Raw genomic sequence first — 24,869 nt, forward strand, 5'->3', positions numbered from 1 at the left:
AGGCACAAATAGCGGTGGGTGTGAGGGTTCCGTGGCGCAGCTGAGAATGTCGGCGGGCGGGGGGCGTGCGAGAGGCCGACGGACGGTCGTCCGTCGGCCTCTCGCCGCGATTGTCTGGCGTTCGGGCCCGTTCACCGGCGGCGACGAGAGGCCTCCCCGGGCCTCAGCTCAGAGGCTGATCCGCAGGATTACCCACTCGTCTGGCGTCACGACCCGCGGAGCGCCCGCCGGGTCTCCGTCGGCGAAGATCGACAGGCCAGCGGTACCCCATCCGCCCACAGAACCCTCGAATTCTTCATCGCCTGAGATCTTCCTGGCCAGAACACGATTCTGCCGTTTGAGGCTGCTCCAATCGGGCTCAACCGTGTATCTCATTTCGAGCCTTCTTTCGCGGTTTTGCGACTCCCTGCGGACCGGGAAGAGAAACCCCAGGTCAGAGGCACCCCTTACCGGTAGTTGATGAACTGCAGATCCAGGTCCAGGTCGGCGTTCTTGAGCAGGGAGATGACCTCCTGCAGGTCGTCCCGGCTCTTGGACTGCACGCGCAGCTCGTCGCCCTGGATCTGCGACTTGACGGACTTGGGGCCCTCGTCGCGGATGATCTTGCCGATCTTCTTCGCGTTCTCCGAGCTGATGCCCTCCTTGAGGGTCGACTCGAGACGGAACTCCTTGCCGCTGGCCTGCGGGTCGCCGGACTCGAGGCTCTTCAGCGAGATGCCGCGCTTGATGAGCTTGGACTGGAAAACGTCGAGCACGGCGAGGGCGCGGTCCGCGGAGTTCGCGGTGATGACGATCTTCTCGCCGCTCCACGCGATCGAGGCGCCGGTCCCCTTGAAGTCGTAGCGCTGCTCGACCTCCTTGCGGGCCTGGTTGAGCGCGTTGTCGGCCTCCTGCCGATCCACCTTGGAAACGATGTCAAACGAAGAGTCAGCCATACAGGCAGTGTATCGAGCGGCCCGCGGGACGCTCGGCGGGTCACCAGGTCAGCGCCTCGTTCAGTCCGGCGGTCAGCCGTCGGAACCGGTCGAGTCCGGCGAGGTCGTCGAGCAGCACGGGCTCTCCGTCGGGCCCGGCCAGCGGCACGCGCCAGTTCGGGTATTCGCGGTAGGTGCCGGGCTGGTTCTGCGCCCGGCGCTCGCCGACGGCGTCGACGAGCGCGACTCCGAGCAGACGGGACGGCGCCGCCGCCAGGTAGCGGTGCAGCGCGAGGACGATGTCCTCCTCGCCGGCCTCGGGCGCGAGGATCCACCGGTCCCGCAGCCGCTGCAGCATCGCATCGCGCTCCTGCACGGCGATCGCGCGCTCCTCCTCGAGGGGTCGCTCGAGCAGGCCGAGCCGGGCGCGCAGCTCGACGTGCTCGCCGGCGAGATAGCCGGCCGTCGGCGGCAGGTCGTGCGTGGTGACGGTCGCGAGCACGTCCCGTCGATAGCCCTCGGGCTGCAGCGGCCCGTTCTCGTCGTTCTCGAACCACAGCACGGACGTACCCAGTACCCCGCGTTCGGCGAGGTAGTCGCGCACCCACGGCTCGACGTTGCCGAGGTCCTCGCCGATGATGACGGCCCCGGCGCGCTGCGCCTCGAGGGCGAGGATCCCGATCATCGCCTCGTGGTCGTAGTGCACGTACGTGCCGGCGGTCGAGGAGGAGCGCGGCGGGATCCACCACAGCCGGAACAGTCCGATGATGTGGTCGATCCGCAGCGCCCCGGCGTGCCGGAGGAGCCCGCGGAGGAGATCCCGCAGCGGACGGTAGCCCTGCGCGGCGAGAGCGTCGGGCATCCACGGCGGCTGCGACCAATCCTGCCCCTGCTGGTTGTACATGTCCGGCGGGGCGCCGACGGTGACCCCGGACGCGTACAGGCCGCGGCCCGACCAGGCGTCGGCGCCGAGCGGGTGCACGCCGACCGCGAGATCGTGCATGATGCCGATCCGCATGCCGGCGTCGAGCGCGGCCCGCTGGGCGCCGGCGAGCTGCTCCTCGGCGACCCACTGCAGCCAGAGGTGGAAGGCGATCCGGCCGGCGAGCTTCATGCGCAGCTCGGCCACCAGGGGGGATCCGATGTCGGTCCAGCCGTCCGGGCGGGTGTCCGGATCCGTGCCCTCGAAGTGCTCCTGCAGGGCGCACCAGAGCGCGAAGTCTGCGAGCGGGCGGGCTTCCCGGGCGGTGAACGCGTCGAACGCGGCCCGGCGCTGCGCGGAGAGCGGCACCGCGAAGATCCGCTCCAGCGCCGTGCGCTTGGCGCCCCAGACCGCGTCGCGATCGATGAGGTCGGTGCTCGTGTCGGCGGCGAGAAGCGGCTCCCTCGCGTCCTCCAGGAGCCTCCGGTCGGCGGGGGAGAGATCCGCCGACTCCGGGATCCCCTCGGGCCGGACGTACAGCGGCGCGATGAAGCGGCGGCTCGCCGGGAGGTACGGTGAGGGCTCGATCGGCGAGGTCACCTCGGCGGCGTGGATCGGGTTGATGAGGAGGAAGTCGGCCCCCTCCGCGCCCGAGGTCGACGCGAGCGCGGCGAGGTCGGCGAAGTCGCCCATGCCCCACGAGGCGCGCGAGCGCACCGAGTAGAGCTGCGCCATCACGCCCCAGGCGCGGCCCTTGTTGCCGTCACGGCTGGGCGGATCGGCGAGCCGGTGCGGGGTGACGACGAGGGCGCCCGTCGCCGTGCGCACGGTGTCGCCGTCGGTCGTGCGCTCCTCGGCGCGGATCTCGTGCCAGCCGAGCGGGAGGTCGGCGGGCAGGGCGACGGTGAACCGATGCACGGTGTCGCCGTCGAGCGTCCGGGTTCCGGCGGGGGCCTCGGGCAGGGCGAGCTCGCGCACGGAGCCGTCCTCGAGCGCGATCTCGGCGCGAGCGGTGCATCCGTCGGCGACGTGCAGGGCCAGCTCCCCGGATCCTTCCCGGGTGACGACCGAGTCGGGGACGAGCCGTCGCCAGGGCTGCTCCTCGCGGGCGACGAGCGCGGCGTGCTCGTCGGCCAGGTCGACGCGCATCGCGCCGAGGAGTGCTCGCAGGGTCGACGCGGGCACCGTGACGTGCTCCCCGAAGAACGACCAGTACGCGGGGGAGACGCCGTACGCCTCAGCCAGCGCGAGCAGCGTCTCGCTCGGCGCGTCCGCGCCCTGTGGCTCCTGGTCCCCGCCCATCGCATCCTCCTCGGTGATCGTGGCGCTCATTCTCGCGCATGCGGGGGAACGGACGGGGATCCGTGACGGCCCGCACCGGACGGATCCGACACCCCCCTGTCGATCCGCGCGCCTCCCGAGCGGCGGGCAGGCGCGCTCGTATTCTCTGAGCATGGCTCGGATCGGGGGACGCAACACGGCGGTGGCCTGGCTCGCAGGCCTGTTCTGCGCCGGCGTGGTGGCGGGTCTGTTCTACCTCGCCGCCCCGATGGGGCCCGTGATGCTGAAGTACTTCGCCGACGCCCTCGGGGTCGCCGTACGCTGAGCGGACGGCGCCTCGACACTTTCCGGCACGCCTCCGGCCGCGTGCGGGATACCGGAGCTAACCTCGAAGAACCGCATCCGATTTGAGGAGCTCCCATGAGTGACCACGAGGTTTCGAAGCCGGCGCAGGCGCACGACGTCGACGACGTCGTGGACGCCGCGCCCGCGGACGGCACCGCCGCACCCGCTGCCGAGCCCGATCACGCCGCTGCCGCGGCCGATGCCGATCACGCCGCCGTCGCGGCGAGTGCGAACGAGGGCCTCGCCGAGGCCGCCCGCGCGGCGGAGGGCGCTCCCGCTGCGGAGAGCGCCGCCGCCCAGCCCTCGGCGTCGGCCGAGAAGCCGGTCGCTCCCGCCGAGGACCCGGATGTCGCCGCCTTCGCCGCCGCCGAGGCCGCCTTCCCCGGCACGTTCGGCGGCACGTTCACCCCGCCGGCCCCGCTGGCCGCCGAGTCGCACCCGCTGTCGCCCGCCGAGACCACCGTGATCGGGGGGACGTCGGCGCTCACCCCGGAAGCCGTCGCCGCCGAGACGCAGGTCCTGGCGCCCGCCACCCACCTGGCGCCGGCATCGGCCGCCGACGCCGCCCCCCTGCCGATCTTCGTGCAGGCCCCCGAGGCCCCGCGCGAGCGGGGCAATCGCGGCGCGATCTTCGGGATCGGGCTGCTCGCCGCCGTCTGCTTCGCGGTGCTCTACCTCGGCACGGCGCTCGGCGTCGCCGCCCTCACCGGCAAGGCCGACTCGACCAACATCGGCACCTACGCCCTCGACCAGCTGCGCAGCGCCGGCCTCTGGGTGCCCGTCGTCGTGTTCTTCATCGGCTTCTGGTTCCTCGGCGCGATCATCAACCGCGGCCGCTGGGGCTTCTGGGTCGTCTTCGGGATCATCGTGGGCGCCTTCGCCTACGCCGGGCACCTGCTCGGCGCGATCGGATCCGTGGCCTTCTGGACCCTCGGCACCGCCGAGATCGGCACGCTCGTGGGCGACCAGCTGCTCGCGCCGCTCGCGATCGCCGCCTTCGTCTTCGGCCGCGAACTCACCATCTGGTTCGGCGCGTGGGCCGCGCGCACCGGCGCCCGCCGTACGGCGCAGAACGAGGAGGCGCAGCGCGAGTACGAGCGCGTCCTCGAGGCCGGGCCGCAGCTGCCGCAGTAGCCGGCACCGCTCCGCTGCCACAGGGAGGTCATCACGAACGCCTCATCGCAGGACCCCCGCGAGCCCCGCTCCGCGGGGGTTCGACCCGTGCTGGCATGGGTGATCGCCGTCGCGATCTTCTTCTCCCTGGCCATCATGGGCCTCGGCGTGCTCAGCCTGTACACCGACCAGGACATCATCTCCGTGCCCCGGCTCGGGCAGCTCCCCGGCATCGTCGGCATGGGGCTCGCCGTCATCGTGTTCGCGCTCGTGCTCTGGCGCGTGCTCGCCGAACTGCATCCGTCCTTCGTCGCGAGCGTGTTCCTCGCGCTGTCCGCCGCCATCGTGCACCTCGGTGGCGTGTGGGGCACGGCCGTCGCCGAGGGCTCCGGCGCCGTGCGCGCGACCGCCGCGGCCGGGCACCTCGTGCTGGGCGGGGCGAGCGCGGTGATCGTGCTCGCCGCCCTGGTCGCGGCATGGATCGGGATCGCGCTGCGGCGCACGGCAGCGCGGGCGCCGCGCTGGCCGTGGGAGAAGGACGAGGGGCCCTGACCGGCGCGGAGGATCGGCCGCGGCACGGATTCGCGCGCCGCGGCGCCCCGGGCGTGTCCGCGCCGTACGCTGGTGCCGTGGAGCGCTCGCTGGAGACCCAGGTGGATCAGGCCGTGGAGGCCTGGCTGCGCTGGGTGCCGCGCTGGGAGCCGTCCACGCACCGCGGCCGCACCGCGCCGTGCCGGCGCTGCCTGGGCTCCCCGGTGCTGTCCGCCGCCGGGATCGGGTCCAACGTCCCGCACGGGGTGCAGCACGGCCTCTCCACCCGGATCAAGACGATCGTGGACCACGCCGTCGCCGAGTACACCGCGCGCAACCTGCCGATGCTGCAGGGCGAGCTCGACCAGCAGGCCGACCGCAACCGCTCCCGCGGCTACCGTCCCACCGAGGATCTCGAGCCGGAGTACGAGGGACTGCCCCTGGATCCGGATCCGATCCCCGGGGCGCCCTTCCTGTTCACGATCGCCGGCATGGCCGACGAGGACGCCGCAGAGATGCCGCCGCTGCCCCCGCTCAGCGATGAGGCCAAGGCGGCGCTGCGCCGCGAGGTCTCCCTCGCCGACGACTACGCGAACGTCGTCGGGCGGGAGATCTGCGGCCTGCTGCTGCGGCACCGGCTGCGCGTGCAGGCGGCGATCGCGGAGTACGTGGAGCCGCAGATCGAGGCCATGCTCGCCGAGCTCACCGAGCAGCTCGACTCGCCCTTCGATCCCGACACGCTCTGACCCGGCGCGCCGCCGCCGCGCATTTGACCGACCGTGTTACCGCGCATTACCATAGAGCGGGTATGCGTGTGTCTTGACGCGCGCATGCTGGGCACCGGCACTCGCCGGTTCCGCCCCCACGGCATACCCACCATTTCCAACGCAGGTCGATCTCGGCCTGCGGGCGGGTCTGATGTGAAACCCATCACGCTGTCACCGTGCAGCACAACAAGGAGAAGCAGTGCCAACTATTCAGCAGTTGGTTCGCAAGGGTCGCACGCCCAAGGTCTCTAAGACCAAGGCTCCCGCCCTGAAGTCGAACCCGCAGCAGGCCGGCGTGTGCACCCGTGTGTACACCACCACCCCGAAGAAGCCGAACTCGGCGATGCGCAAGGTCGCTCGTGTGAAGCTCCGCAACGGCACCGAGGTCACCGCCTACATCCCGGGCGAGGGCCACAACCTGCAGGAGCACTCCCTGGTGCTCGTGCGCGGTGGTCGTGTGAAGGACCTTCCGGGTGTCCGTTACAAGATCGTCCGTGGTGCCCTGGACACCCAGGCCGTCAAGAACCGTAAGCAGGCTCGTTCCCGCTACGGCGCGAAGAAGGGTTGAGTTAGATGCCTCGTAAGGGCCCCGCCCCCAAGCGCCCGGTTGTCAACGACCCGGTCTACGGTGCTCCGATCGTCACCTCCCTGGTGAACAAGATCCTCGTCGACGGCAAGAAGTCGCTCGCCGAGTCGATCGTCTACGGCGCCCTCGCCGGCGTCGAGGCGAAGAACGGTCAGGACGCCGTCGCCACCCTGAAGAAGGCGCTCGACAACGTGCGCCCGACCCTCGAGGTCCGCAGCCGCCGCGTCGGCGGCTCGACCTACCAGGTCCCGGTCGAGGTGAAGCCGCACCGCGCGAACACCCTCGCCCTCCGCTGGCTCGTCAGCTACGCCAAGAGCCGTCGCGAGAAGACCATGACCGAGCGTCTCCAGAACGAGATCCTGGATGCCTCGAACGGCCTGGGTGCCGCGGTCAAGCGCCGCGAGGACACTCACAAGATGGCCGAGTCGAACCGCGCGTTCGCTCACTACCGCTGGTAATCAGCGGACAAGCCGGGATCGGATCCGCGACGCGGATCCGATCCCGGCACCCCTCACACTTTCCTTCGTCGCATAACGACAGCAAGAAGATAAGGACACACCCCCGTGGCACAAGAAGTGCTCACCGACCTGAGCAAGGTCCGCAACATCGGCATCATGGCGCACATCGATGCCGGTAAGACCACGACGACCGAGCGCATCCTGTTCTACACGGGTGTGAACCACAAGCTCGGCGAGACCCACGACGGTGCGTCGACGACCGACTGGATGGAGCAGGAGAAGGAGCGCGGCATCACGATCACGTCCGCCGCCGTGACCTGCTTCTGGAACAAGAACCAGATCAACATCATCGACACCCCCGGTCACGTGGACTTCACGGTCGAGGTGGAGCGCTCGCTCCGCGTCCTCGACGGTGCAGTCGCCGTCTTCGACGGCAAGGAGGGCGTCGAGCCCCAGTCCGAGACCGTGTGGCGTCAGGCCGACAAGTACAACGTCCCGCGCATCTGCTTCGTCAACAAGATGGACAAGCTCGGCGCGGACTTCTACTACACCGTCGACACCATCATCAACCGCCTGGGCGCCAAGCCGCTCGTGCTGCAGCTCCCGATCGGCGCCGAGAACGACTTCGTCGGCGTCGTCGACCTCATCGAGATGCGCGCGCTGGTCTGGCCCGGCGACGCCAAGGGTGACGTGACCATGGGCGCGTCGTATGAGATCCAGGAGATCCCGGCCGACCTCAAGGAGAAGGCTGCGGAGTACCGTCAGCACCTGCTCGAGACCGTCGCCGAGACCGACGAGGAGCTTCTCGAGAAGTTCTTCGGCGGCGAGGACCTGACCGTCGCCGAGATCAAGGGCGCCATCCGCAAGATGGTCGTCGCGAGCGAGATCTACCCGGTCCTCTGCGGCTCGGCGTTCAAGAACCGCGGCGTGCAGCCGATGCTCGACGCGGTCATCGACTTCCTCCCGTCGCCGCTGGACATCCCGGCCATCGAGGCGCACGACCCCAAGGACGAGGAGAAGGTCATCGAGCGTCACCCCGACGCCACCGACCCCTTCGCCGCCCTGGCCTTCAAGGTCGCCGTGCACCCGTTCTTCGGCCGTCTGACCTACGTCCGCGTCTACTCGGGCGAGCTCGAGTCCGGCGCGCAGGTCATCAACTCGACCAAGGGCAAGAAGGAGCGCATCGGGAAGATCTTCCAGATGCACGCCAACAAGGAGAACCCGGTCGACAAGCTGACCGCCGGCAACATCTACGCCGTCATCGGCCTGAAGGACACCACCACCGGTGACACCCTCGCCGACATCGCGCAGCCGGTCGTCCTCGAGTCGATGACGTTCCCGGAGCCGGTCATCGAGGTCGCCATCGAGCCGAAGACCAAGGCCGACCAGGAGAAGCTGGGCACCGCGATCCAGAAGCTCGCCGAGGAGGACCCGACCTTCCGCACCGAGCTCAACCCCGAGACCGGTCAGACGACCATCAAGGGCATGGGCGAGCTGCACCTCGACATCCTCGTGGACCGCATGAAGCGCGAGTTCAAGGTCGAGGCCAACGTCGGCAAGCCGCAGGTGGCGTACCGCGAGACGATCAAGAAGGCCGTCGAGAAGCACGACTACACGCACAAGAAGCAGACCGGTGGATCGGGCCAGTTCGCCAAGATCCAGTTCACGATCGAGCCCCTCGAGGTGACCCCGGAGACGAGCTACGAGTTCGTCAACAACGTCACCGGTGGCCGCATCCCGCGCGAGTACATCGAGCCCACCAACCAGGGCTTCCAGGACGCCATGGCGACCGGTGCCCTCGCGGGCTACCCGATGGTCGGCGTGAAGGCGATCCTGATCGACGGCGCGTCGCACGACGTCGACTCCTCGGAGATGGCGTTCAAGATCGCGGGCTCCATGGGCTTCAAGGAGGCCGTGCGCCGCGCGAACCCCGTGCTGCTCGAGCCGCTGATGGCCGTCGAGGTCCGTACTCCGGAGGAGTACATGGGCGACGTCATCGGCGACCTGAACTCGCGTCGTGGCCAGATCCAGTCGATGGAGGACGCCCAGGGAGTCAAGGTCGTCCGCGCGCTGGTCCCGCTGTCCGAGATGTTCGGCTACATCGGCGACCTGCGCTCGAAGACCTCGGGCCGTGCCGTCTACTCGATGGAGTTCGACAGCTACGCCGAGGTCCCGAAGGCCGTCGCCGACGAGATCGTCCAGAAGACCAAGGGCGAGTAAGCCCTGGAGCCTGGCGGGCTCCGATCCCCGAGCTCGTCGAAGGGGGAGCCCGCCAGGCACTCAGACAACTTCACATCGCCTCTCTACTAAACTGAGAACCTAACCCGCAGGGATCCGGTCACAATCCAGTGCCCGGGCGTCCTGCACGACCGTCCTGAGGAGGACCCAGTGGCTAAGGCCAAGTTCGAGCGGACCAAGCCGCACGTGAACATCGGAACGATCGGTCACGTCGACCACGGCAAGACCACGCTCACCGCAGCGATCTCGAAGGTGCTCGCGGAGAAGTACCCGTCCGACGTCAACGTCGTTCGTGACTTCTCGTCGATCGACTCCGCTCCCGAGGAGCGTCAGCGCGGTATCACGATCAACATCTCGCACGTCGAGTACGAGACCCCGAAGCGTCACTACGCTCACGTCGACGCCCCGGGTCACGCCGACTACATCAAGAACATGATCACCGGTGCCGCTCAGATGGACGGCGCGATCCTCGTGGTCGCCGCCACCGACGGCATGATGGCGCAGACGAAGGAGCACATCCTCCTCGCCAAGCAGGTCGGCGTGCCGTACCTGCTCGTCGCGCTGAACAAGTCCGACATGGTCGACGACGAGGAGATCCTCGAGCTCGTCGAGATGGAGGTCCGCGAGCAGCTGTCGAAGAACGACTTCGACGGCGACAACGTGCCGGTCGTGCGCGTCTCCGGCCTGAAGGCTCTCGAGGGCGACGCCAAGTGGGTCGACTCCATCGTCGAGCTCATGGACGCCGTCGACGAGAACATCCCGGACCCGATCCGCGACCGCGACAAGCCGTTCCTGATGCCGATCGAGGACGTCTTCACGATCACCGGTCGTGGCACCGTCGTCACGGGCCGCGCCGAGCGTGGCACTCTGGCCATCAACTCCGAGGTCGAGATCGTGGGTCTGCGCCCGACGCAGAAGACGACCGTCACCGGTATCGAGATGTTCCACAAGCAGCTCGACGAGGCCTGGGCCGGCGAGAACTGCGGTCTTCTCCTCCGCGGCACCAAGCGCGAGGACGTGGAGCGCGGCCAGGTCGTCGTGAAGCCGGGCTCGATCACTCCGCACACGGAGTTCGAGGGCACCGCCTACATCCTGAACAAGGACGAGGGTGGCCGTCACAACCCCTTCTACACGAACTACCGCCCGCAGTTCTACTTCCGCACCACGGACGTCACCGGCGTCATCTCGCTGCCCGAGGGCACCGAGATGGTCATGCCCGGCGACACCACGGACATGAAGGTCGACCTCATCCAGCCGATCGCCATGGAAGAGGGCCTCGGCTTCGCGATCCGTGAGGGTGGCCGCACCGTCGGCGCCGGCACGGTGACCAAGATCATCAAGTAAGCACCTGCTTCCTCGCAGAGGGGTCGGACCTTCGGGGCCGGCCCCTCTGTCGTTCCCGGATCCGGATCCGCCGCGTTCCCGGATCCGGGTCCGCCGTCGTTCCCGGACCCGCCGTCGTTCTCGTCACCTGTTGCTCGCTGGTCGCGACACGCCCTCATTCCGGCGGAATGGCGACGATTCGCGACCAGCGAGCGGCAGAAGCAGGGCAGGGGACGCAGGGCAGGGGATGGAGGGCGGGCGAGGAGGAGGGCGAGGAGGGCAGGCGCGGGGGATCAGCGGCGGCGGGGAGCATCAGCGGGCGCGGGGGATCAGCGGCGGCGCGGGGGATCAGCGGCGGCGGGGAGACCAGCCGGCCTGGCGCAGCGCCGCGCGCACGCGACGTGCGGGCTCTCCCGGGCGGCGCAGGTGTTCGGCGGTGATCTGCACGACGCGCCACCCGGCGTCCGCGTAGGCCTGGTACTTCTCGATGTCCTTGGCCCACCGTCGCCGATCCGTGCGGTGGTAGTCGCCCTCGTACTCCACGGCGACCTGGAAGTCCGGGTACGCGATCTCGCTGCATCCGAGGAATGCGCCCCGCGAATACACGTCGACGTCGAGCGCGGGGGCGGGCAGCCCGGTGCCGGTCGTCAGCGCGAGGCGCAGCTCGGTCTCCCTGGGCGAGGCGGATCCGATGCGGATCAGCGTGCGCGCCTCCCGAAGCCGCACGACTCCGAGCCGGCGCCCCGCCCGGATCACCGCGTCCAGGTCGTCGAACGTGGCGAGCGGAGCACCCAACACGCGACCGTCGGGGCCCGGAACCCGCGGGACCCGCACGATCGCGTCACCGACCGCGACGAGCTCGTCGATGCTCAGCCGACCGGCGAGCGAGGCCCACGTCGCGGCCGGAGTCGCGACCGCTACTCCGGAGAGCCGCATGACCGGCTCGAGCCTCGGCAGGGACTGATGCCCGCGGACGCGCGGCCCTCGGGGCGCCCGGCCCGGTGCGGGCATCGCGGCCTCCACGAGGACCCGCTCCGACGGGGGCCTGGTGGGGCTGCCCGCCATCGGGAACGCCCGGGCCGGCAGCGGGATCCCGTGGTGTACCGCCGCCGTCGAATGGCTGAGATGCACGTCCTCCGGCAGTGCGAGCGCATAGGCGTGGGAGAGGACCCGCACCGCCGCGGCCAGCGGATCGCGGAACGGATCCGCGTCGTCCTCGTTCTCTTCCGACGAGCCGGTCATCCGAACGCCGCGGAACGGGATCAGCAGCTCCGGCCTGCGCAGCTGGCGCGGCGACATCCCGGCCGCGCGTGCTTCGGTCGTCGTGAACGCGGAACCGAGTTCGAGGGGGAGAGGGGAGGAGGGGCGCATGCCGCCAGGATCCCCGCCCGCAGGCTCCCTCGGGGCGCCGCGGCCGCATCCCGTGCACAAGGCCGTGTGTCGCGCACCGGTGCAGGATCAAGATCCGCCCTCGTCCGGTCCCCCCTCCCACCCCTGCTCGCTGGTCGCGAATCGTCGCCAAACGGGCGAAATGAGGGCGTGTCGCGACCAGCGAGCGGAGAGGGACGGGCGGAGGGGGAGGAGGGTGTTCGGGGACTTCACAGGAGGCGCGACACGCCCGGGTTTGCAGAAGTGAAATCCGGCATGGCAAAATGGACAGGTTCCACATTCCGGCGTGCGTTCCGACGTGCGCCGGATCACTGCCAGGGCAGTGCACAGACGGCGTGCTTCACGCAGGGATCTGGGCCGCGGGCAGCAGAACAGACAACCGACACCTCTTCACCGAGGCCCTGCCATGTGCGGGGGTCGGCTTCCGCGAGTCGTGAGGCTCCGGGCTGACAGCAGAACAGTGGTGCGCCCCTTCGACAGGCTCAGGGAACGGATCCCCGGATCCGCGACGCGAGCCAGGAGGAGGAGTGCGAAGGCGCAGAACGCGCCGTCGCGCGTCCAATGCCCCCGGATCACCCGGTCCGGGCAGGTACGACGCTTAATGAGAGAGAGCAGACAATGGCGGGACAGAAGATCCGCATTCGCCTGAAGTCGTATGACCACGAGGTCATCGACACGTCGGCCCGCAAGATCGTCGACACCGTGACCCGCGCGGGCGCGACCGTCGTCGGCCCGGTGCCGCTTCCGACCGAGAAGAACGTCGTGTGCGTCATCCGGTCGCCCCACAAGTACAAGGACAGCCGCGAGCACTTCGAGATGCGCACCCACAAGCGTCTGATCGACATCGTCGACCCGACGCCGAAGGCCGTGGACTCGCTCATGCGTCTCGACCTTCCTGCTGACGTCAACATCGAGATCAAGCTGTAAGGGGATCACGATGGTCGACATCAACGCAAAGATTTCCAAGGGCCTGCTCGGCACCAAGCTCGGCATGACCCAGGTCTGGAACGAGAACGGCAAGCTGATCCCGGTCACCGTGATCGAGCTGGCCCCGAACGTGGTCACCCAGATCCGCACCCCTGAGAAGGACGGCTACAACGCCGTGCAGATCGCGGCCGGTCAGATCGACCCGCGCAAGGTCACGCAGCCCCTCGTCAAGCACTTCGAGGCCGCGGGTGTCACCCCGCGTCGTCACGTCACCGAGATCCGCACCGCGGACGCCGGCGACTACACCCTGGGCCAGGAGCTCACGGTCGACGGCACCTTCGAGGCCGGTCAGCTGGTCGACGTCGTCGGCACCAGCAAGGGCAAGGGCTTCGCCGGTGTCATGAAGCGCCACAACTTCAAGGGCGTCTCGGCGTCCCACGGTGCGCACCGCAACCACCGCAAGCCCGGCTCGATCGGTGCTTCCTCGACCCCGAGCCGTGTCTTCAAGGGCATGCGCATGGCCGGTCGCATGGGTGGCGAGCGCGTGACCGTTCTCAACCTCACGGTGCACGCCGTCGACGCCGAGAAGGGTCTGCTGCTCGTCAAGGGCGCCGTCCCCGGCGCGCGCGGTCGCATCGTCTACGTCCGCAACGCAGTGAAGGGTGCCTGAGTCTCATGGCTGACACGACTCTCACGCTCGACGTTTTCGCCGGCGGCAAGAAGACCGGTTCGGTCGACGCGCCCGCCGCGATCTTCGACGTCAAGACCAACGTTCCGCTGATCCACCAGGTCGTCGTGGCGCAGCTCGCCGCGGCTCGCCAGGGCACCCACTCGACCAAGCGTCGCGGTGAGGTCTCCGGCGCCGGCCGCAAGCCCTTCAAGCAGAAGGGCACGGGTAACGCCCGTCAGGGCTCGATCCGCGCGCCGCACATGACCGGCGGTGGCATCGTCCACGGCCCGAAGCCGCGCGACTACTCGCAGCGCACCCCCAAGAAGATGATCGCGGCCGCCCTCGCCGGCGCGCTGAGCGACCGCTTCCGCGGCGAGCGTCTGCACGTCGTCGAGTCCTTCGGGATCGAGGGCAAGCCGTCCACCAAGACGGCCGCCGCCTACCTGAAGGCGCTCCCGGGCAAGAACGTCCTCGTGGTCATCGACCGCGGCGACGACCTCAGCGCCCTGAGCGTCCGCAACCTGGGCGGTGTGCACGTGCTGTACTTCGACCAGCTGAACGCCTACGACGTGGTCAACTCCGACGACATCGTCTTCACCAAGGCGGCCTTCGACGCGTTCGTCGCGCTGAAGTCCGGCGCAACCGAGGAGGTCTCGGCATGAGCGACAACATCCTCGCCGCGGCTGCCAACAAGGACCCGCGCGACATCATCCTGAAGCCCGTCGTCTCCGAGAAGAGCTACGGCCTGATCGATGAGGGCAAGTACACCTTCCTGGTGGACCCGCGCGCCTCCAAGACCGAGATCAAGCTCGCCATCGAGAAGATCTTCGACGTCAAGGTCGCGGCCGTCAACACGATCAACCGCGTCGGCAAGGCTCGTCGCACCCGCTTCGGCACCGGCAAGCGCAAGGACACCAAGCGCGCCATCGTCACCCTGAAGTCGGGCACCATCGACATCTTCACGGCAGTGAACTGACCGGGGGATAAGGACAGAACATGGCTATTCGCAAGTACAAGCCCACGACCCCGGGTCGCCGCGGCTCGTCGGTGGCCGACTTCGCCGAGATCACCCGATCGACGCCGGAGAAGTCGCTGCTGCGTCCGCTCAGCAAGACCGGTGGCCGCAACAACCAGGGCCGCATCACCACCCGCCACATCGGCGGTGGCCACAAGCGTCAGTACCGTCTCATCGACTTCCGTCGCAATGACAAGGACGGCATCGACGCCAAGGTCGCTCACATCGAGTACGACCCCAACCGCACGGCGCGCATCGCGCTCCTGCACTACTTCGACGGCGAGAAGCGCTACATCATCGCGCCGAACAAGCTGAAGCAGGGCGACATCGTCGAGTCCGGTGCGGGCGCCGACATCAAGCCGGGCAACAACCTGCCGCTGAAGAACATCCCGACGGGTACCGTCATCCACGCCATCGAGCTCCGTCCCGGCGGCGGCGCGAAGATGGCCCGCTCGGCCGGCGCCTCCGTGCGTCTGGTCGCGAAGGACGGCCCCTACGCTCAGCTGCGTCTGCCCTCGGGCGAGATCCGCAACGTCGACGCGCGCTGCCGTGCGACGATCGGCGAGGTCGGCAACGCCGAGCAGTCGAACATCAACTGGGGCAAGGCCGGCCGCAAGCGCTGGAAGGGCGTCCGCCCGACCGTCCGCGGTGTCGCCATGAACCCGGTCGACCACCCGCACGGTGGTGGTGAGGGCAAGACGTCCGGTGGACGTCACCCCGTCACCCCCTGGGGCCAGGCTGAGGGACGCACCCGTCACGCCAACAAGGAAAGCGACAAGTACATCGTGCGTCGCCGTAACGCTGGCAAGAAGCGCAAGTAGGAGTAAGAGAAGATGCCTCGCAGTCTTAAGAAGGGCCCCTTCGTCGACGAGCACCTGCTTCGCAAGGTGATCGTTCAGAACGATGCCGGTACCAAGAACGTCATCAAGACCTGGTCGCGCCGGTCGATGATCATCCCCGCCATGCTGGGACACACCATCGCCGTGCACGACGGACGCAAGCACATCCCCGTGTTCGTGTCCGAGACCATGGTCGGCCACAAGCTGGGCGAGTTCGCGCCCACCCGCACCTTCCGCGGCCACGTGAAGGACGACAAGAAGGGCCGTCGCCGCTAAGGCGACTGAGAGGAGAGAGAAATGGTGGAGTCCATCGCACGCGTGCGACACATCCGCGTGACCCCTCAGAAGGCTCGTCGTGTCGTCGCTCTCATCAAGGGCAAGCAGGCCGAAGAGGCCCTCGCCATCCTGAAGTTCGCGCAGCAGAGCGCCTCCGAGCCGATCTACAAGCTCGTGCACTCCGCGATGGCGAACGCTCAGGTCAAGGCCGATCGTGACGGTGAGTACCTGAACGACCAGGACCTGTACGTGAAGAACGCCTTCGTGGACGAGGGGACGACGCTGAAGCGTTTCCAGCCCCGCGCCCAGGGCCGCGCGTTCCAGATCAAGAAGCGCACGAGCCACATCACGGTCGTGCTGGCGACCCCCGAGGCCGCCGCGAACGAGAAGGCGAGCAAGTAATGGGACAGAAGGTAAACCCGTACGGCTTCCGCCTCGGCATCACCACGGACCACGTGTCCCGGTGGTTCTCTGACTCGACCAAGCCGGGTCAGCGCTACGCCGACTACGTGGCCGAGGACATCCGGATCCGCAAGCTCCTGCAGACGCAGCTCGACCGCGCCGGCGTGAGCAACATCGAGATCGAGCGGACCCGCGACCGCGTGCGTGTGGACATCCACACCGCGCGCCCGGGCATCGTCATCGGCCGCCGCGGCGCCGAGGCCGAGCGCATCCGTGGCGACCTCGAGAAGCTCACGGGCAAGCAGATCCAGCTGAACATCCTCGAGGTGAAGAACCCCGAGGCCGACGCTCAGCTCGTCGCCCAGGGCATCGCCGAGCAGCTCTCTGCTCGCGTCGCCTTCCGTCGCGCCATGCGCAAGGGCCTCCAGGGTGCCCAGCGCGCCGGTGCCAAGGGCATCCGAATCCAGGTCTCGGGCCGCCTCGGCGGCGCGGAGATGAGCCGGTCGGAGTTCTACCGCGAGGGTCGTGTGCCGCTGCACACGCTGCGCGCGAACATCGACTACGGCTTCTACGAGGCCAAGACCACCTTCGGCCGCATCGGCGTGAAGGTCTGGATCTACAAGGGCGACCTCACCAACAAGGAGCTTGCTCGCGAGCAGGCCAACGCACCGAAGTCCCGTCGTGACGACCGTGGTGGCGACCGTCGCCGCGGCCCGCGCAACGAGGCTCCCGTCGCAGAAGGAGCGTCTGCCTGATGCTTATCCCTCGCAAGGTCAAGTACCGCAAGCAGCACCACCCCAAGCGCGACGGCGCGGCCACCGGCGGCACGAAGGTCTCCTTCGGCGAGTTCGGCATCCAGGCCCTCACGCCCGCTTACGTGACGAACCGTCAGATCGAGTCCGCTCGTATCGCGATGACCCGTCACATCAAGCGTGGTGGAAAGGTGTGGATCAACATCTACCCCGACCGTCCGCTCACGAAGAAGCCGGCCGAGACCCGCATGGGTTCCGGTAAGGGTTCCCCCGAGTGGTGGGTCGCCAACGTCAAGCCGGGTCGCGTCCTCTTCGAGGTCGCGGGTGTCAACGAGCAGCTCGCTCGCGAGGCGCTCACCCGTGCCATTCACAAGCTGCCGCTCAAGGCACGCATCATCAAGCGCGAGGAGGGCGACGCGTAATGGCGATCGGCACCAAGGAGCTCGCAGTTAACGAGCTCGACACGTTCGAAGACCAGCGCCTCGTCGAGGAGCTGCGCAAGGCCAAGGAGGAGCTGTTCAACCTCCGTTTCCAGTCGGCCACGGGCCAGCTGGAGAGCCACGGCCGCATCCGCGCCGTCAAGCGCGACATCGCGCGCCTCTACACCGTCATCCGTGAGCGCGAGCTCGGCATCCGTGCGACGCCGGCTCCGGTCGAGGCGCCGGTGAAGAAGGCGTCCAAGGCGAAGGCGAAGAAGGCCGATGAGGCTGAGGCGCCGAAGGAGGAGGCCGAGTAATGGCTGAGAAGAAGGCTGCTGCCGTCGAGGCAGACGTCGTCTCGCACGATGTGCGCGACGCCGAGGCCCGTGGCTACCGCAAGTCGCGCCGCGGCTACGTCGTCAGCGACAAGATGGACAAGACCATCGTCGTCGAGGTCGAGGACCGCGTGAAGCACCCGCTGTACGGCAAGGTCATCCGCCGCACGACGAAGGTCAAGGCGCACGACGAGAACAACACCGCCGGCATCGGCGACCTCGTCCTCATCAACGAGACCCGCCCGCTGAGCGCCACCAAGCGCTGGCGTCTGGTGGAGATCCTGGAGAAGGCAAAGTGATCCAGACCGAGTCCCGCCTCAAGGTCGCCGACAACACCGGTGCCAAGGAGCTGCTCACGATCCGCGTCCTCGGTGGCTCCAGCCGCCGTTACGCGGGTCTGGGCGACACCATCGTCGCCACGGTGAAGGACGCGATCCCCGGTGGAAACGTCAAGAAGGGCGACGTGGTCAAGGCCGTCATCGTCCGCACCGTGAAGCAGACCCGTCGTCCCGACGGCTCGTACATCAAGTTCGACGAGAATGCCGCCGTGATCCTGAAGAACGACGGGGAGCCCCGCGGCACCCGCATCTTCGGCCCGGTCGGTCGTGAGCTCCGTGACAAGAAGTTCATGAAGATCGTCTCGCTCGCCCCGGAGGTGCTGTAACTCATGGCGAACATCAAGAAGGGCGACCTGGTTCAGGTCATCTCCGGTCGCACCCAGGCCAAGGGCGGCGACCGCGGGAAGCAGGGCAAGGTCCTCGAGGTCCTCGTCGAGCAGAACCGCGTCATCGTCGAAGGCGTGAACTACGCCACCAAGCACACCCGCGTCGGCCAGACGCAGCGTGGCACCAAGACGGGCGGCATCGAGACCATCGAGGCTCCCATCCACATCTCGAACGTCGCCCTGGTCGACCCCGAGACGAAGAAGCCGACCCGTGTCGGTCACCGCGTCGAGGAGCAGGTCAAGGACGGCGTGAAGCGCACCGTCCGCGTGCGCTACGCGAAGAAGAGCGGTAAGGACCTCTGATGAGCACCGAGACTGCCGCGCCGGCTGGCAAGATCCAGCCGCGCCTGAAGCAGAAGTACAACACCGAGATCAAGAAGGCTCTGCAGGACGAGTTCGGCTATGCCAACGTCATGCAGATCCCGGGTCTGGTCAAGGTCGTCGTCAACACCGGTGTCGGTGAGGCGGCGCGCGACTCCAAGGTGATCGAGGGTGCGGTCGACGACCTCACCAAGATCACCGGCCAGAAGCCGATCGTCACGAAGGCCCGCAAGTCCATCGCGCAGTTCAAGCTGCGCGAGGGTCAGCCCATCGGCGCGCACGTCACCCTCCGTGGCGACCGCGCCTGGGAGTTCGTGGACCGTCTGGTGAACCTCGCCCTGCCCCGTATCCGCGACTTCCGCGGTCTCTCGGACAAGCAGTTCGACGGCAACGGGAACTACACGTTCGGTCTCACCGAGCAGAGCGTGTTCCACGAGATCGATCAGGACAAGATCGACCGCGTCCGCGGCTTCGACATCACGATCGTCACCACCGCGAAGAACGACGAAGAGGGTCGCGCGCTCCTGCGTCACCTCGGCTTCCCGTTCCGCGCGGCCGACGCGCAGGCGTAAGACCTCGTCTCGAAGACCGGATCCGGGGAGTCCTCCCAGGATCCGGTCTTCGGGCGTGTCGCGCTTGACGTACAATTGAAAATTGCGTGCTCATCGCAGGCCGTCTGCCGTGTAACGGCAGCCGGAACCTCATGAACGAAAGAAGACAACTATGACGATGACAGACCCGGTCGCAGATCTGCTGACCCGTCTGCGCAACGCGAACTCGGCGCACCACGACTCCGTGACCCTGCCGTCGAGCAAGCTCAAGACCCACATCGCCGAGATCCTCCAGCAGGAGGGCTACATCGCCGGTTGGGAGGTCTCCGACGCCCGTGTCGGCAAGAACCTCACGATCGAGCTGAAGTACGGCCCGAACCGGGAGCGGTCGATCGCGGGCATCAAGCGCGTGTCGAAGCCCGGTCTCCGCGTGTACGCGAAGTCGACGGAGCTCCCCAAGGTGCTCGGTGGCCTCGGCGTCGCGATCCTGTCCACCTCCTCCGGTCTGCTCACGGACCGTCAGGCAGAGCAGAAGGGCGTGGGCGGAGAAGTTCTCGCCTACGTGTGGTGATCTGAAATGTCGCGTATTGGACGACTTCCCATCGAGATCCCCGCGGGCGTGACCGTCTCGGTCGACGGCCGCGAGGTGTCGGTGAAGGGCCCGAAGGGCGAGCTCTCGCTCACCGTGGCCTCCCCCATCGCGGTGTCGGTCGAGGAGAACCAGGTTCTCGTCACCCGTCCGGACGACGAGCGCGCCTCGCGTTCGCTGCACGGCCTGACCCGCACCCTCATCAGCAACGACATCATCGGCGTGACCCAGGGCTACACCAAGGGCCTCGAGGTCGTCGGCACCGGTTACCGCGTGCAGCAGAAGGGCGACTCGGTCGAGTTCGCTCTCGGCTTCTCGCACCCCGTGCTGGTCGACCCGCCCGCCGGCATCACCCTGACGGTCGAGGGCACCAACAAGCTCACCGTCAGCGGCATCTCGAAGCAGGCCGTCGGTGAGGCGGCTGCGAACATCCGCAAGATCCGCAAGCCTGAGCCGTACAAGGGCAAGGGCGTTCGCTACGCGGGCGAGATCGTGCGCCGCAAGGCCGGAAAGAGTGGTAAGTAACCATGGCGATCAAGTCGAAGTCCGACGCCCGTTCGCGTCGTCACGCCCGCCTTCGCAAGAAGGTCGTTGGCACCGAGGCGCGTCCGCGTCTCGTCGTCACCCGCTCCGCCCGTCACGTCTTCGTGCAGCTGGTCGACGACAGCAAGGGCCACACCGTGGCCTCTGCCTCCACCCTCGAGACCGACCTGCGCGCGTTCGACGGTGACAAGACCGCCAAGGCCCGCAAGGTCGGCGAGCTCGTCGCCGAGCGCGCGAAGGCCGCCGGCGTGTCCGAGGCCGTGTTCGACCGCGGCGGCAACCGGTACGCCGGTCGCGTCGCGGCCATCGCCGATGGCGCCCGTGAAGGGGGGCTGGCACTGTGAGTGACATCAAGGAGAACGAAGTGACCGAGACGGCTCCTGCCGCCGAGAACGCGGCCGGTTCCGAGGCTCCGCAGCGCGACGAGCGCCGCGGCGGCCGTGGTGGCCGCGACCGCGGCCAGGGCGGCCGTGACCGCAACTCGCGCGACCGCGCGGACAACCAGTTCCTCGAGCGCGTGGTGACCATCAACCGCGTGTCGAAGGTCGTCAAGGGCGGCCGTCGCTTCAGCTTCACCGCGCTCGTCGTGGTGGGTGACGGCAACGGTCTCGTGGGTGTCGGCTACGGCAAGGCCCGCGAGGTCCCGCTCGCGATCTCGAAGGGTGTCGAGGAGGCCAAGCGCAACTTCTTCCGCGTGCCGCGCTCCGCGTCGACCATCCCGCACCCGGTGCAGGGCGAGGCCGCCGCCGGCGTCGTGCTGCTGCGTCCGGCCGCTGCCGGTACCGGTGTCATCGCCGGTGGCCCGGTCCGCGCCGTGCTCGAGTGCGCCGGTATCCACGACGTGCTGTCCAAGTCGCTCGGCTCGTCCAACACGATCAACATCGTGCACGCGACGGTGGAGGCCCTGAAGCAGCTCGAGGAGCCCCGTGCGGTCGCCGCGCGTCGTGGCCTCGAGTTCGACCAGGTCGCCCCGGCGCGTCTCGTCCGCGCCGAGGCCGAGGCCATCGCCGCGCAGAAGGCAGGTGTCTGATGGCTGCGCGCCTCAAGGTCACGCAGGTCAAGTCCAAGGTGAGCGAGAAGCAGAACCAGCGCGACACGCTGCGTTCGCTCGGCCTCAAGCGGATCGGCGACTCGGTCGTCCGTCCCGACGACGCTCAGACCCGCGGCTACGTCCGCGCGGTCGCTCACCTCGTCAAGGTTGAGGAGATCGACTAATGGCTGAGAAGAAGGAAGCGGCGGCCAAGAAGCCCGCCGCGAAGAAGGCCGTCGCCGAGGCTCCCGTCTCGCGTCCCGGCGTCCTGAAGGTGCACCACCTGCGTCCGGTCCCCGGCGCCAACACCGCCAAGACCCGCGTGGGTCGCGGTGAGGGCTCCAAGGGCAAGACCGCCGGTCGCGGCACCAAGGGCACCAAGGCCCGCAACACCGTTCGCGTCGGTTTCGAGGGTGGGCAGATGCCGCTGCACATGCGCACCCCGAAGCTGCGCGGCTTCAAGAACCCGTTCCGCGTCGAGTACCAGGTCGTGAACCTGGACAAGCTCGCCGAGCTCTACCCGGCCGGGGGCGACGTCACCGTCGCCGACCTGGTCGCCAAGGGCGCGGTCCGCAAGAACGAGAAGGTCAAGGTCCTGGGCAACGGTGACATCGCCGTGGCCCTGACCGTGTCGGTCGACAAGGTCTCCAGCTCCGCGGAGCAGAAGATCGTCGCCGCCGGCGGATCCGTCAAGTAACACCCGTCGAGAGGGGCCGGAGATTTCTCCGGCCCCTCTTGCGTTACCCTGGGTTCTGAGTGTCCAGATATCGGACGCTCGTCCCCTTCAGGAGGCAAGCTTTTGTTTAGCGCCATCGCGCGGATCTTCCGCACGCCGGATCTTCGTCGCAAGATCGGCTTCACGATCGCGATCATCGCCGTGTACCGCCTCGGATCCACCGTCCCCGCGCCGTTCGTGAGTTTCCCGAACGTCGCCGCATGCCTCGCGTCGAACAGCGGAACCGAGGGTCTGCTCGGTCTCGTGAACCTCTTCTCCGGCGGCGCGCTGCTGAAGCTGTCGATCTTCGCCCTCGGAGTCATGCCGTACATCACGGCCTCGATCATCACCCAGCTGCTGCGCGTGGTCATCCCGCACTTCGAGACCCTCCACAAGGAGGGCCAGGCCGGTCAGGCCAAGCTCACCCAGTACACCCGTTACCTGACGATCGCGCTGGCGCTGCTGCAGTCCACGACGCTCGTCACCGTGGCCCGCAGCGGCCAGCTCTTCGGTCAGACCGGCGTCGCCGCCTGCAAGCAGCTGCTCACCAACGACGTGTGGTACGCGCAGCTGCTCATGATCATCGCGCTGACGGCCGGCACCGGCCTCATCATGTGGTTCGCCGAGCTCGTCACCGAGAAGGGCATCGGCAACGGCATGTCGCTGCTCATCTTCACGTCGATCGCCGCGACCTTCCCCGGCGCGATGTGGAGCATCTGGCAGACCCGCGGCTTCGAGGTCTTCCTCCTCGTCCTCGCCGTCGGCATCGTCGTGATGTCGCTCGTCGTCTTCATCGAGCAGTCCCAGCGACGGATCCCCGTGCAGTACGCCAAGCGCATGGTCGGCCGGCGCACGTACGGCGGCACCAACACGTACATCCCGATCAAGGTGAACATGGCGGGCGTGATCCCGGTCATCTTCGCCTCGTCGCTGCTGTACATCCCGATGCTCGTGGCGCAGTTCAACATCCCGCAGGACGGCAAGACGCCGCCGGCGTGGGCGACCTGGATCATGACCTACTTCGTCAAGGGCGACCACCCCATCTACATGGCGGTGTACTTCCTCCTGATCATCGGCTTCACCTACTTCTACGTCGCGATCACGTTCAACCCGGTCGAGGTCGCCGACAACATGAAGAAGTACGGCGGGTTCATCCCGGGGATCCGCGCCGGACGTCCGACCGCCGAGTACCTCGACTACGTGCTCACCCGGATCACGCTGCCCGGATCCCTCTACCTCGGCCTGATCGCGCTGGTCCCGCTGATCGCTCTGGCCACGGTCGGGGCGAACCAGAACTTCCCGTTCGGCGGCGCCTCGATCCTCATCATCGTCGGTGTGGGACTGGAGACGGTCAAGCAGATCGACGCGCAGCTGCAGCAGCGACACTACGAAGGGCTTCTCCGATGACGGCATCCGCACACACCACCGCGCGACTTCTGATCGTCGGCCCGCAGGGCTCCGGCAAGGGCACGCAGGGTCTGCGGATCGCCGAGGCCTTCGGCATCCCCGAGGTCTCCACCGGCGACATCTTCCGCGCCAACATCAAGGCGGGCACCGAGCTCGGCAAGCAGGTCACCGCGATCCTCGACGCCGGCGACCTGGTCTCGGACGAGCTGACCGGCGCGCTGGTCAGCGACCGTCTGTCGCAGCCGGACGCGGAGGACGGCTTCCTGCTCGACGGCTACCCGCGCAACGCGGCCCAGGTGCAGCACCTGAACGAGATCCTCGCCGCCCAGGGCACGTCGCTCGACGTCGTGATCCAGCTCGACGTGCCCCGTGAGGAGAGCATCGCCCGGCTCAACCTGCGTTCGGCCGAGCAGGGCCGCTCCGACGACACCCCGGAGATGATCGCGCACCGCCTGGACATCTACGAGGCGCAGACCGCCCCGATCCTCGAGGCGTTCGGCGCCCGCGGGATCGTGGAGCGGATCGACGGCGTCGGCGGCCTCGACGAGATCACGGAGCGCATCTTCGCGGCCCTCGCGGCGCGCGGGATCGTGCGCACGGCTGCGGTCTGACGTGGCGTTCCGCCGCTCGATCTACAAGAGCCCGGCGCAGCTGCGCTCGATGGTCGACCCCGGACTCATCACCGCCGCGGCGCTGACCGCCGTCCGCGCGGCCGTCGCCCCCGGCGTCAGCACGGGGGAGCTGGACGCGATCGCCGACCGCGTGATCCGGGAGCGCGGCGCGGAGTCGAACTTCAAGCTCGTGCGCGGCTACCGGCACGCGACCTGCATCTCCGTGAACGACCAGGTCGTGCACGGGATCCCGGGATCGCGGGTGCTGCAGCCCGGTGACATCGTCTCGATCGACTGCGGGGCGCAGTTCCGCGGCTGGAACGGCGACAGCGCGATCACCGTGGTCGTGCCGGATCCCGCGCAGCCCGAGCTGGTGTCCGCCCGCGAGGACCTCTCCCGGGTGACCGAGGGGTCCATGTGGGCCGGCATCGCCGCCATGGCGACCGCCTCGCACCTCGGCGACATCTCCGCCGCGATCGAGGACCACATCCTCGGCGCGGGCCCGAGTTCCGTCGCGCCGGAGTACGGGATCCTCCGCGAGTACGTCGGTCACGGCATCGGCCGCAAGATGCACGAGGCGCCCAGCCTGTTCAACTACCGCACGTCCGACCGCGGCGCCGAGGTGCGCCCGGGTCTCGTGCTGGCGATCGAGCCGATGGTGACCTCCGGATCCGACCGGACGTACGTCGAGGACGACGACTGGACCGTCACGACGACCGACGGATCCGACGGCTCGCACTGGGAGCACAGCGTCGCGCTGCACGACGACGGCATCTGGGTGCTCACCGCCGAGGACGGCGGCCGGGCGGGCCTGGCCCCCTTCGGCATCACGCCCGCGCCCATCCCCGCCTGAGGCGCCGGGCCGCGCCGGTCCTC

The 24,869-nt window shown here is 68.4% G+C and carries 34 protein-coding genes; 31 read left to right on the forward strand and 3 right to left on the reverse strand.

The genetic code is table 11. The features are described from left to right. Positions 1 to 446 precede the first annotated feature (446 nt). Both RBR11_RS09670 and malQ read right to left on the reverse strand, forming a co-directional pair. Positions 447 to 935, reverse strand: a complete 489-nt coding sequence (locus tag RBR11_RS09670; RefSeq protein ID WP_308489129.1) for a YajQ family cyclic di-GMP-binding protein — start codon at positions 933 to 935, stop codon at positions 447 to 449. Positions 936 to 975: 40 nt separating this feature from the next. After that, a complete protein-coding gene (malQ, locus tag RBR11_RS09675) occupies positions 976 to 3,168 on the reverse strand; it encodes a 4-alpha-glucanotransferase (protein WP_308489130.1) in 2,193 nt (730 codons plus the stop codon). A gap of 121 nt (positions 3,169 to 3,289) precedes the next feature. Between malQ and RBR11_RS09680 the strand changes: the two genes are divergently transcribed. The 8 genes from RBR11_RS09680 (at position 3,290) to tuf (ending at position 10,499) form a co-directional block, all read left to right on the forward strand. Then, complete coding sequence (locus RBR11_RS09680) at positions 3,290 to 3,442, forward strand: hypothetical protein (protein WP_308489131.1); 153 nt, start codon at positions 3,290 to 3,292, stop codon at positions 3,440 to 3,442. A gap of 95 nt (positions 3,443 to 3,537) precedes the next feature. After that, positions 3,538 to 4,596, forward strand: a complete 1,059-nt coding sequence (locus tag RBR11_RS09685; protein WP_308489132.1) for an ABC transporter — start codon at positions 3,538 to 3,540, stop codon at positions 4,594 to 4,596. 87 nt (positions 4,597 to 4,683) lie between these two features. Then, complete coding sequence (locus RBR11_RS09690; protein ID WP_308489133.1) at positions 4,684 to 5,127, forward strand: hypothetical protein; 444 nt, start codon at positions 4,684 to 4,686, stop codon at positions 5,125 to 5,127. Positions 5,128 to 5,204: 77 nt separating this feature from the next. Further along, positions 5,205 to 5,852 carry a spermidine/putrescine ABC transporter substrate-binding protein gene (locus RBR11_RS09695; protein ID WP_308489134.1) on the forward strand — a complete coding sequence of 216 codons (648 nt, stop codon included), beginning with the start codon at positions 5,205 to 5,207 and terminating at the stop codon, positions 5,850 to 5,852. A 220-nt stretch (positions 5,853 to 6,072) separates the two neighbouring features. Next, complete coding sequence (rpsL, locus tag RBR11_RS09700) at positions 6,073 to 6,441, forward strand: 30S ribosomal protein S12 (RefSeq protein ID WP_029145644.1); 369 nt, start codon at positions 6,073 to 6,075, stop codon at positions 6,439 to 6,441. Between the two features lie 5 nt (positions 6,442 to 6,446). Continuing rightward, on the forward strand, positions 6,447 to 6,917 hold the full coding sequence (gene rpsG, locus RBR11_RS09705; protein ID WP_295014786.1) for a 30S ribosomal protein S7: 471 nt from the start codon (positions 6,447 to 6,449) through the stop codon (positions 6,915 to 6,917). A gap of 105 nt (positions 6,918 to 7,022) precedes the next feature. Next, positions 7,023 to 9,137, forward strand: coding sequence for an elongation factor G (gene fusA / locus RBR11_RS09710; protein WP_308489135.1), 2,115 nt, complete (start codon positions 7,023 to 7,025; stop codon positions 9,135 to 9,137). A gap of 168 nt (positions 9,138 to 9,305) precedes the next feature. Continuing rightward, positions 9,306 to 10,499, forward strand: coding sequence for an elongation factor Tu (gene tuf, locus RBR11_RS09715; RefSeq protein WP_308489136.1), 1,194 nt, complete (start codon positions 9,306 to 9,308; stop codon positions 10,497 to 10,499). Positions 10,500 to 10,826: 327 nt separating this feature from the next. On the opposite strand, the gene RBR11_RS09720 is transcribed toward tuf, so the two are convergent. Next, a complete protein-coding gene (locus RBR11_RS09720; protein ID WP_308489137.1) occupies positions 10,827 to 11,849 on the reverse strand; it encodes a hypothetical protein in 1,023 nt (340 codons plus the stop codon). 636 nt (positions 11,850 to 12,485) lie between these two features. On the opposite strand from RBR11_RS09720, the gene rpsJ reads away from it, so the two are divergent. The 23 genes from rpsJ to map all read left to right on the forward strand — a co-directional run bounded on the left by rpsJ (position 12,486) and on the right by map (position 24,846). After that, positions 12,486 to 12,794 carry a 30S ribosomal protein S10 gene (rpsJ, locus tag RBR11_RS09725; RefSeq protein WP_017201594.1) on the forward strand — a complete coding sequence of 103 codons (309 nt, stop codon included), beginning with the start codon at positions 12,486 to 12,488 and terminating at the stop codon, positions 12,792 to 12,794. Positions 12,795 to 12,804: 10 nt separating this feature from the next. Continuing rightward, a complete protein-coding gene (gene rplC / locus RBR11_RS09730; RefSeq protein WP_308489138.1) occupies positions 12,805 to 13,464 on the forward strand; it encodes a 50S ribosomal protein L3 in 660 nt (219 codons plus the stop codon). A gap of 5 nt (positions 13,465 to 13,469) precedes the next feature. Then, positions 13,470 to 14,126 carry a 50S ribosomal protein L4 gene (gene rplD / locus RBR11_RS09735; protein WP_308489139.1) on the forward strand — a complete coding sequence of 219 codons (657 nt, stop codon included), beginning with the start codon at positions 13,470 to 13,472 and terminating at the stop codon, positions 14,124 to 14,126. Next, the gene (rplW, locus tag RBR11_RS09740; RefSeq protein WP_308489140.1) at positions 14,123 to 14,440 is read left to right on the forward strand and encodes a 50S ribosomal protein L23; all 318 of its coding nucleotides are present in this window, start codon (positions 14,123 to 14,125) and stop codon (positions 14,438 to 14,440) included. The genes rplD and rplW overlap by 4 nt, the downstream gene beginning before the upstream one ends. Before the next feature lie 20 nt (positions 14,441 to 14,460). Next, positions 14,461 to 15,300, forward strand: a complete 840-nt coding sequence (rplB, locus tag RBR11_RS09745; RefSeq protein ID WP_308489141.1) for a 50S ribosomal protein L2 — start codon at positions 14,461 to 14,463, stop codon at positions 15,298 to 15,300. A 12-nt stretch (positions 15,301 to 15,312) separates the two neighbouring features. After that, complete coding sequence (rpsS, locus tag RBR11_RS09750) at positions 15,313 to 15,594, forward strand: 30S ribosomal protein S19 (RefSeq protein WP_308489142.1); 282 nt, start codon at positions 15,313 to 15,315, stop codon at positions 15,592 to 15,594. Between the two features lie 21 nt (positions 15,595 to 15,615). Next, positions 15,616 to 15,996, forward strand: a complete 381-nt coding sequence (gene rplV, locus RBR11_RS09755) for a 50S ribosomal protein L22 (protein ID WP_308489143.1) — start codon at positions 15,616 to 15,618, stop codon at positions 15,994 to 15,996. Next, on the forward strand, positions 15,996 to 16,751 hold the full coding sequence (gene rpsC / locus RBR11_RS09760; RefSeq protein WP_308489144.1) for a 30S ribosomal protein S3: 756 nt from the start codon (positions 15,996 to 15,998) through the stop codon (positions 16,749 to 16,751). The genes rplV and rpsC overlap by 1 nt, the downstream gene beginning before the upstream one ends. Then, positions 16,751 to 17,170: a 50S ribosomal protein L16 gene (rplP, locus tag RBR11_RS09765; protein ID WP_055992161.1), complete on the forward strand. Its 420-nt coding sequence runs from the start codon at positions 16,751 to 16,753 to the stop codon at positions 17,168 to 17,170. The genes rpsC and rplP overlap by 1 nt, the downstream gene beginning before the upstream one ends. Beyond that, positions 17,170 to 17,484 (forward strand): 50S ribosomal protein L29, encoded by a 315-nt coding sequence (gene rpmC / locus RBR11_RS09770; protein ID WP_308489145.1) that lies wholly within the window; start codon positions 17,170 to 17,172, stop codon positions 17,482 to 17,484. Before rplP ends, rpmC begins: the two co-directional genes overlap by 1 nt. After that, positions 17,484 to 17,801, forward strand: a complete 318-nt coding sequence (gene rpsQ / locus RBR11_RS09775) for a 30S ribosomal protein S17 (RefSeq protein WP_308489146.1) — start codon at positions 17,484 to 17,486, stop codon at positions 17,799 to 17,801. The genes rpmC and rpsQ overlap by 1 nt, the downstream gene beginning before the upstream one ends. Further along, on the forward strand, positions 17,798 to 18,166 hold the full coding sequence (gene rplN, locus RBR11_RS09780) for a 50S ribosomal protein L14 (RefSeq protein WP_308489147.1): 369 nt from the start codon (positions 17,798 to 17,800) through the stop codon (positions 18,164 to 18,166). Before rpsQ ends, rplN begins: the two co-directional genes overlap by 4 nt. Positions 18,167 to 18,169: 3 nt before the next feature. After that, entirely contained in the window at positions 18,170 to 18,529 is a 360-nt protein-coding gene (rplX, locus tag RBR11_RS09785; protein WP_308489148.1) for a 50S ribosomal protein L24, read from the forward strand. Further along, positions 18,529 to 19,119, forward strand: a complete 591-nt coding sequence (gene rplE / locus RBR11_RS09790) for a 50S ribosomal protein L5 (RefSeq protein ID WP_308489149.1) — start codon at positions 18,529 to 18,531, stop codon at positions 19,117 to 19,119. The genes rplX and rplE overlap by 1 nt, the downstream gene beginning before the upstream one ends. Positions 19,120 to 19,270: 151 nt before the next feature. Next, a complete protein-coding gene (gene rpsH, locus RBR11_RS09795) occupies positions 19,271 to 19,669 on the forward strand; it encodes a 30S ribosomal protein S8 (protein WP_295014331.1) in 399 nt (132 codons plus the stop codon). Positions 19,670 to 19,675: 6 nt separating this feature from the next. Then, the gene (gene rplF, locus RBR11_RS09800) at positions 19,676 to 20,212 is read left to right on the forward strand and encodes a 50S ribosomal protein L6 (protein WP_308489150.1); all 537 of its coding nucleotides are present in this window, start codon (positions 19,676 to 19,678) and stop codon (positions 20,210 to 20,212) included. 2 nt (positions 20,213 to 20,214) lie between these two features. Next, complete coding sequence (rplR, locus tag RBR11_RS09805) at positions 20,215 to 20,574, forward strand: 50S ribosomal protein L18 (protein ID WP_308489151.1); 360 nt, start codon at positions 20,215 to 20,217, stop codon at positions 20,572 to 20,574. Further along, entirely contained in the window at positions 20,571 to 21,260 is a 690-nt protein-coding gene (rpsE, locus tag RBR11_RS09810; protein ID WP_373889790.1) for a 30S ribosomal protein S5, read from the forward strand. Before rplR ends, rpsE begins: the two co-directional genes overlap by 4 nt. After that, a complete protein-coding gene (gene rpmD / locus RBR11_RS09815; RefSeq protein ID WP_045249910.1) occupies positions 21,260 to 21,445 on the forward strand; it encodes a 50S ribosomal protein L30 in 186 nt (61 codons plus the stop codon). Before rpsE ends, rpmD begins: the two co-directional genes overlap by 1 nt. Further along, positions 21,445 to 21,957 carry a 50S ribosomal protein L15 gene (gene rplO, locus RBR11_RS09820; protein ID WP_308489154.1) on the forward strand — a complete coding sequence of 171 codons (513 nt, stop codon included), beginning with the start codon at positions 21,445 to 21,447 and terminating at the stop codon, positions 21,955 to 21,957. The genes rpmD and rplO overlap by 1 nt, the downstream gene beginning before the upstream one ends. Before the next feature lie 102 nt (positions 21,958 to 22,059). Next, positions 22,060 to 23,382, forward strand: a complete 1,323-nt coding sequence (gene secY / locus RBR11_RS09825; RefSeq protein WP_308489155.1) for a preprotein translocase subunit SecY — start codon at positions 22,060 to 22,062, stop codon at positions 23,380 to 23,382. Further along, a complete protein-coding gene (locus RBR11_RS09830) occupies positions 23,379 to 23,993 on the forward strand; it encodes an adenylate kinase (protein WP_308489156.1) in 615 nt (204 codons plus the stop codon). Before secY ends, RBR11_RS09830 begins: the two co-directional genes overlap by 4 nt. A gap of 1 nt (position 23,994) precedes the next feature. Next, positions 23,995 to 24,846 carry a type I methionyl aminopeptidase gene (gene map, locus RBR11_RS09835; RefSeq protein WP_308489157.1) on the forward strand — a complete coding sequence of 284 codons (852 nt, stop codon included), beginning with the start codon at positions 23,995 to 23,997 and terminating at the stop codon, positions 24,844 to 24,846. The last annotated feature ends 23 nt before the right edge of the window (positions 24,847 to 24,869 follow it).

The sequence above is a fragment of the Microbacterium capsulatum genome, assembly GCF_030865425.1.
GTDB classification, from domain to species: Bacteria; Actinomycetota; Actinomycetes; order Actinomycetales; family Microbacteriaceae; genus Microbacterium; species Microbacterium capsulatum.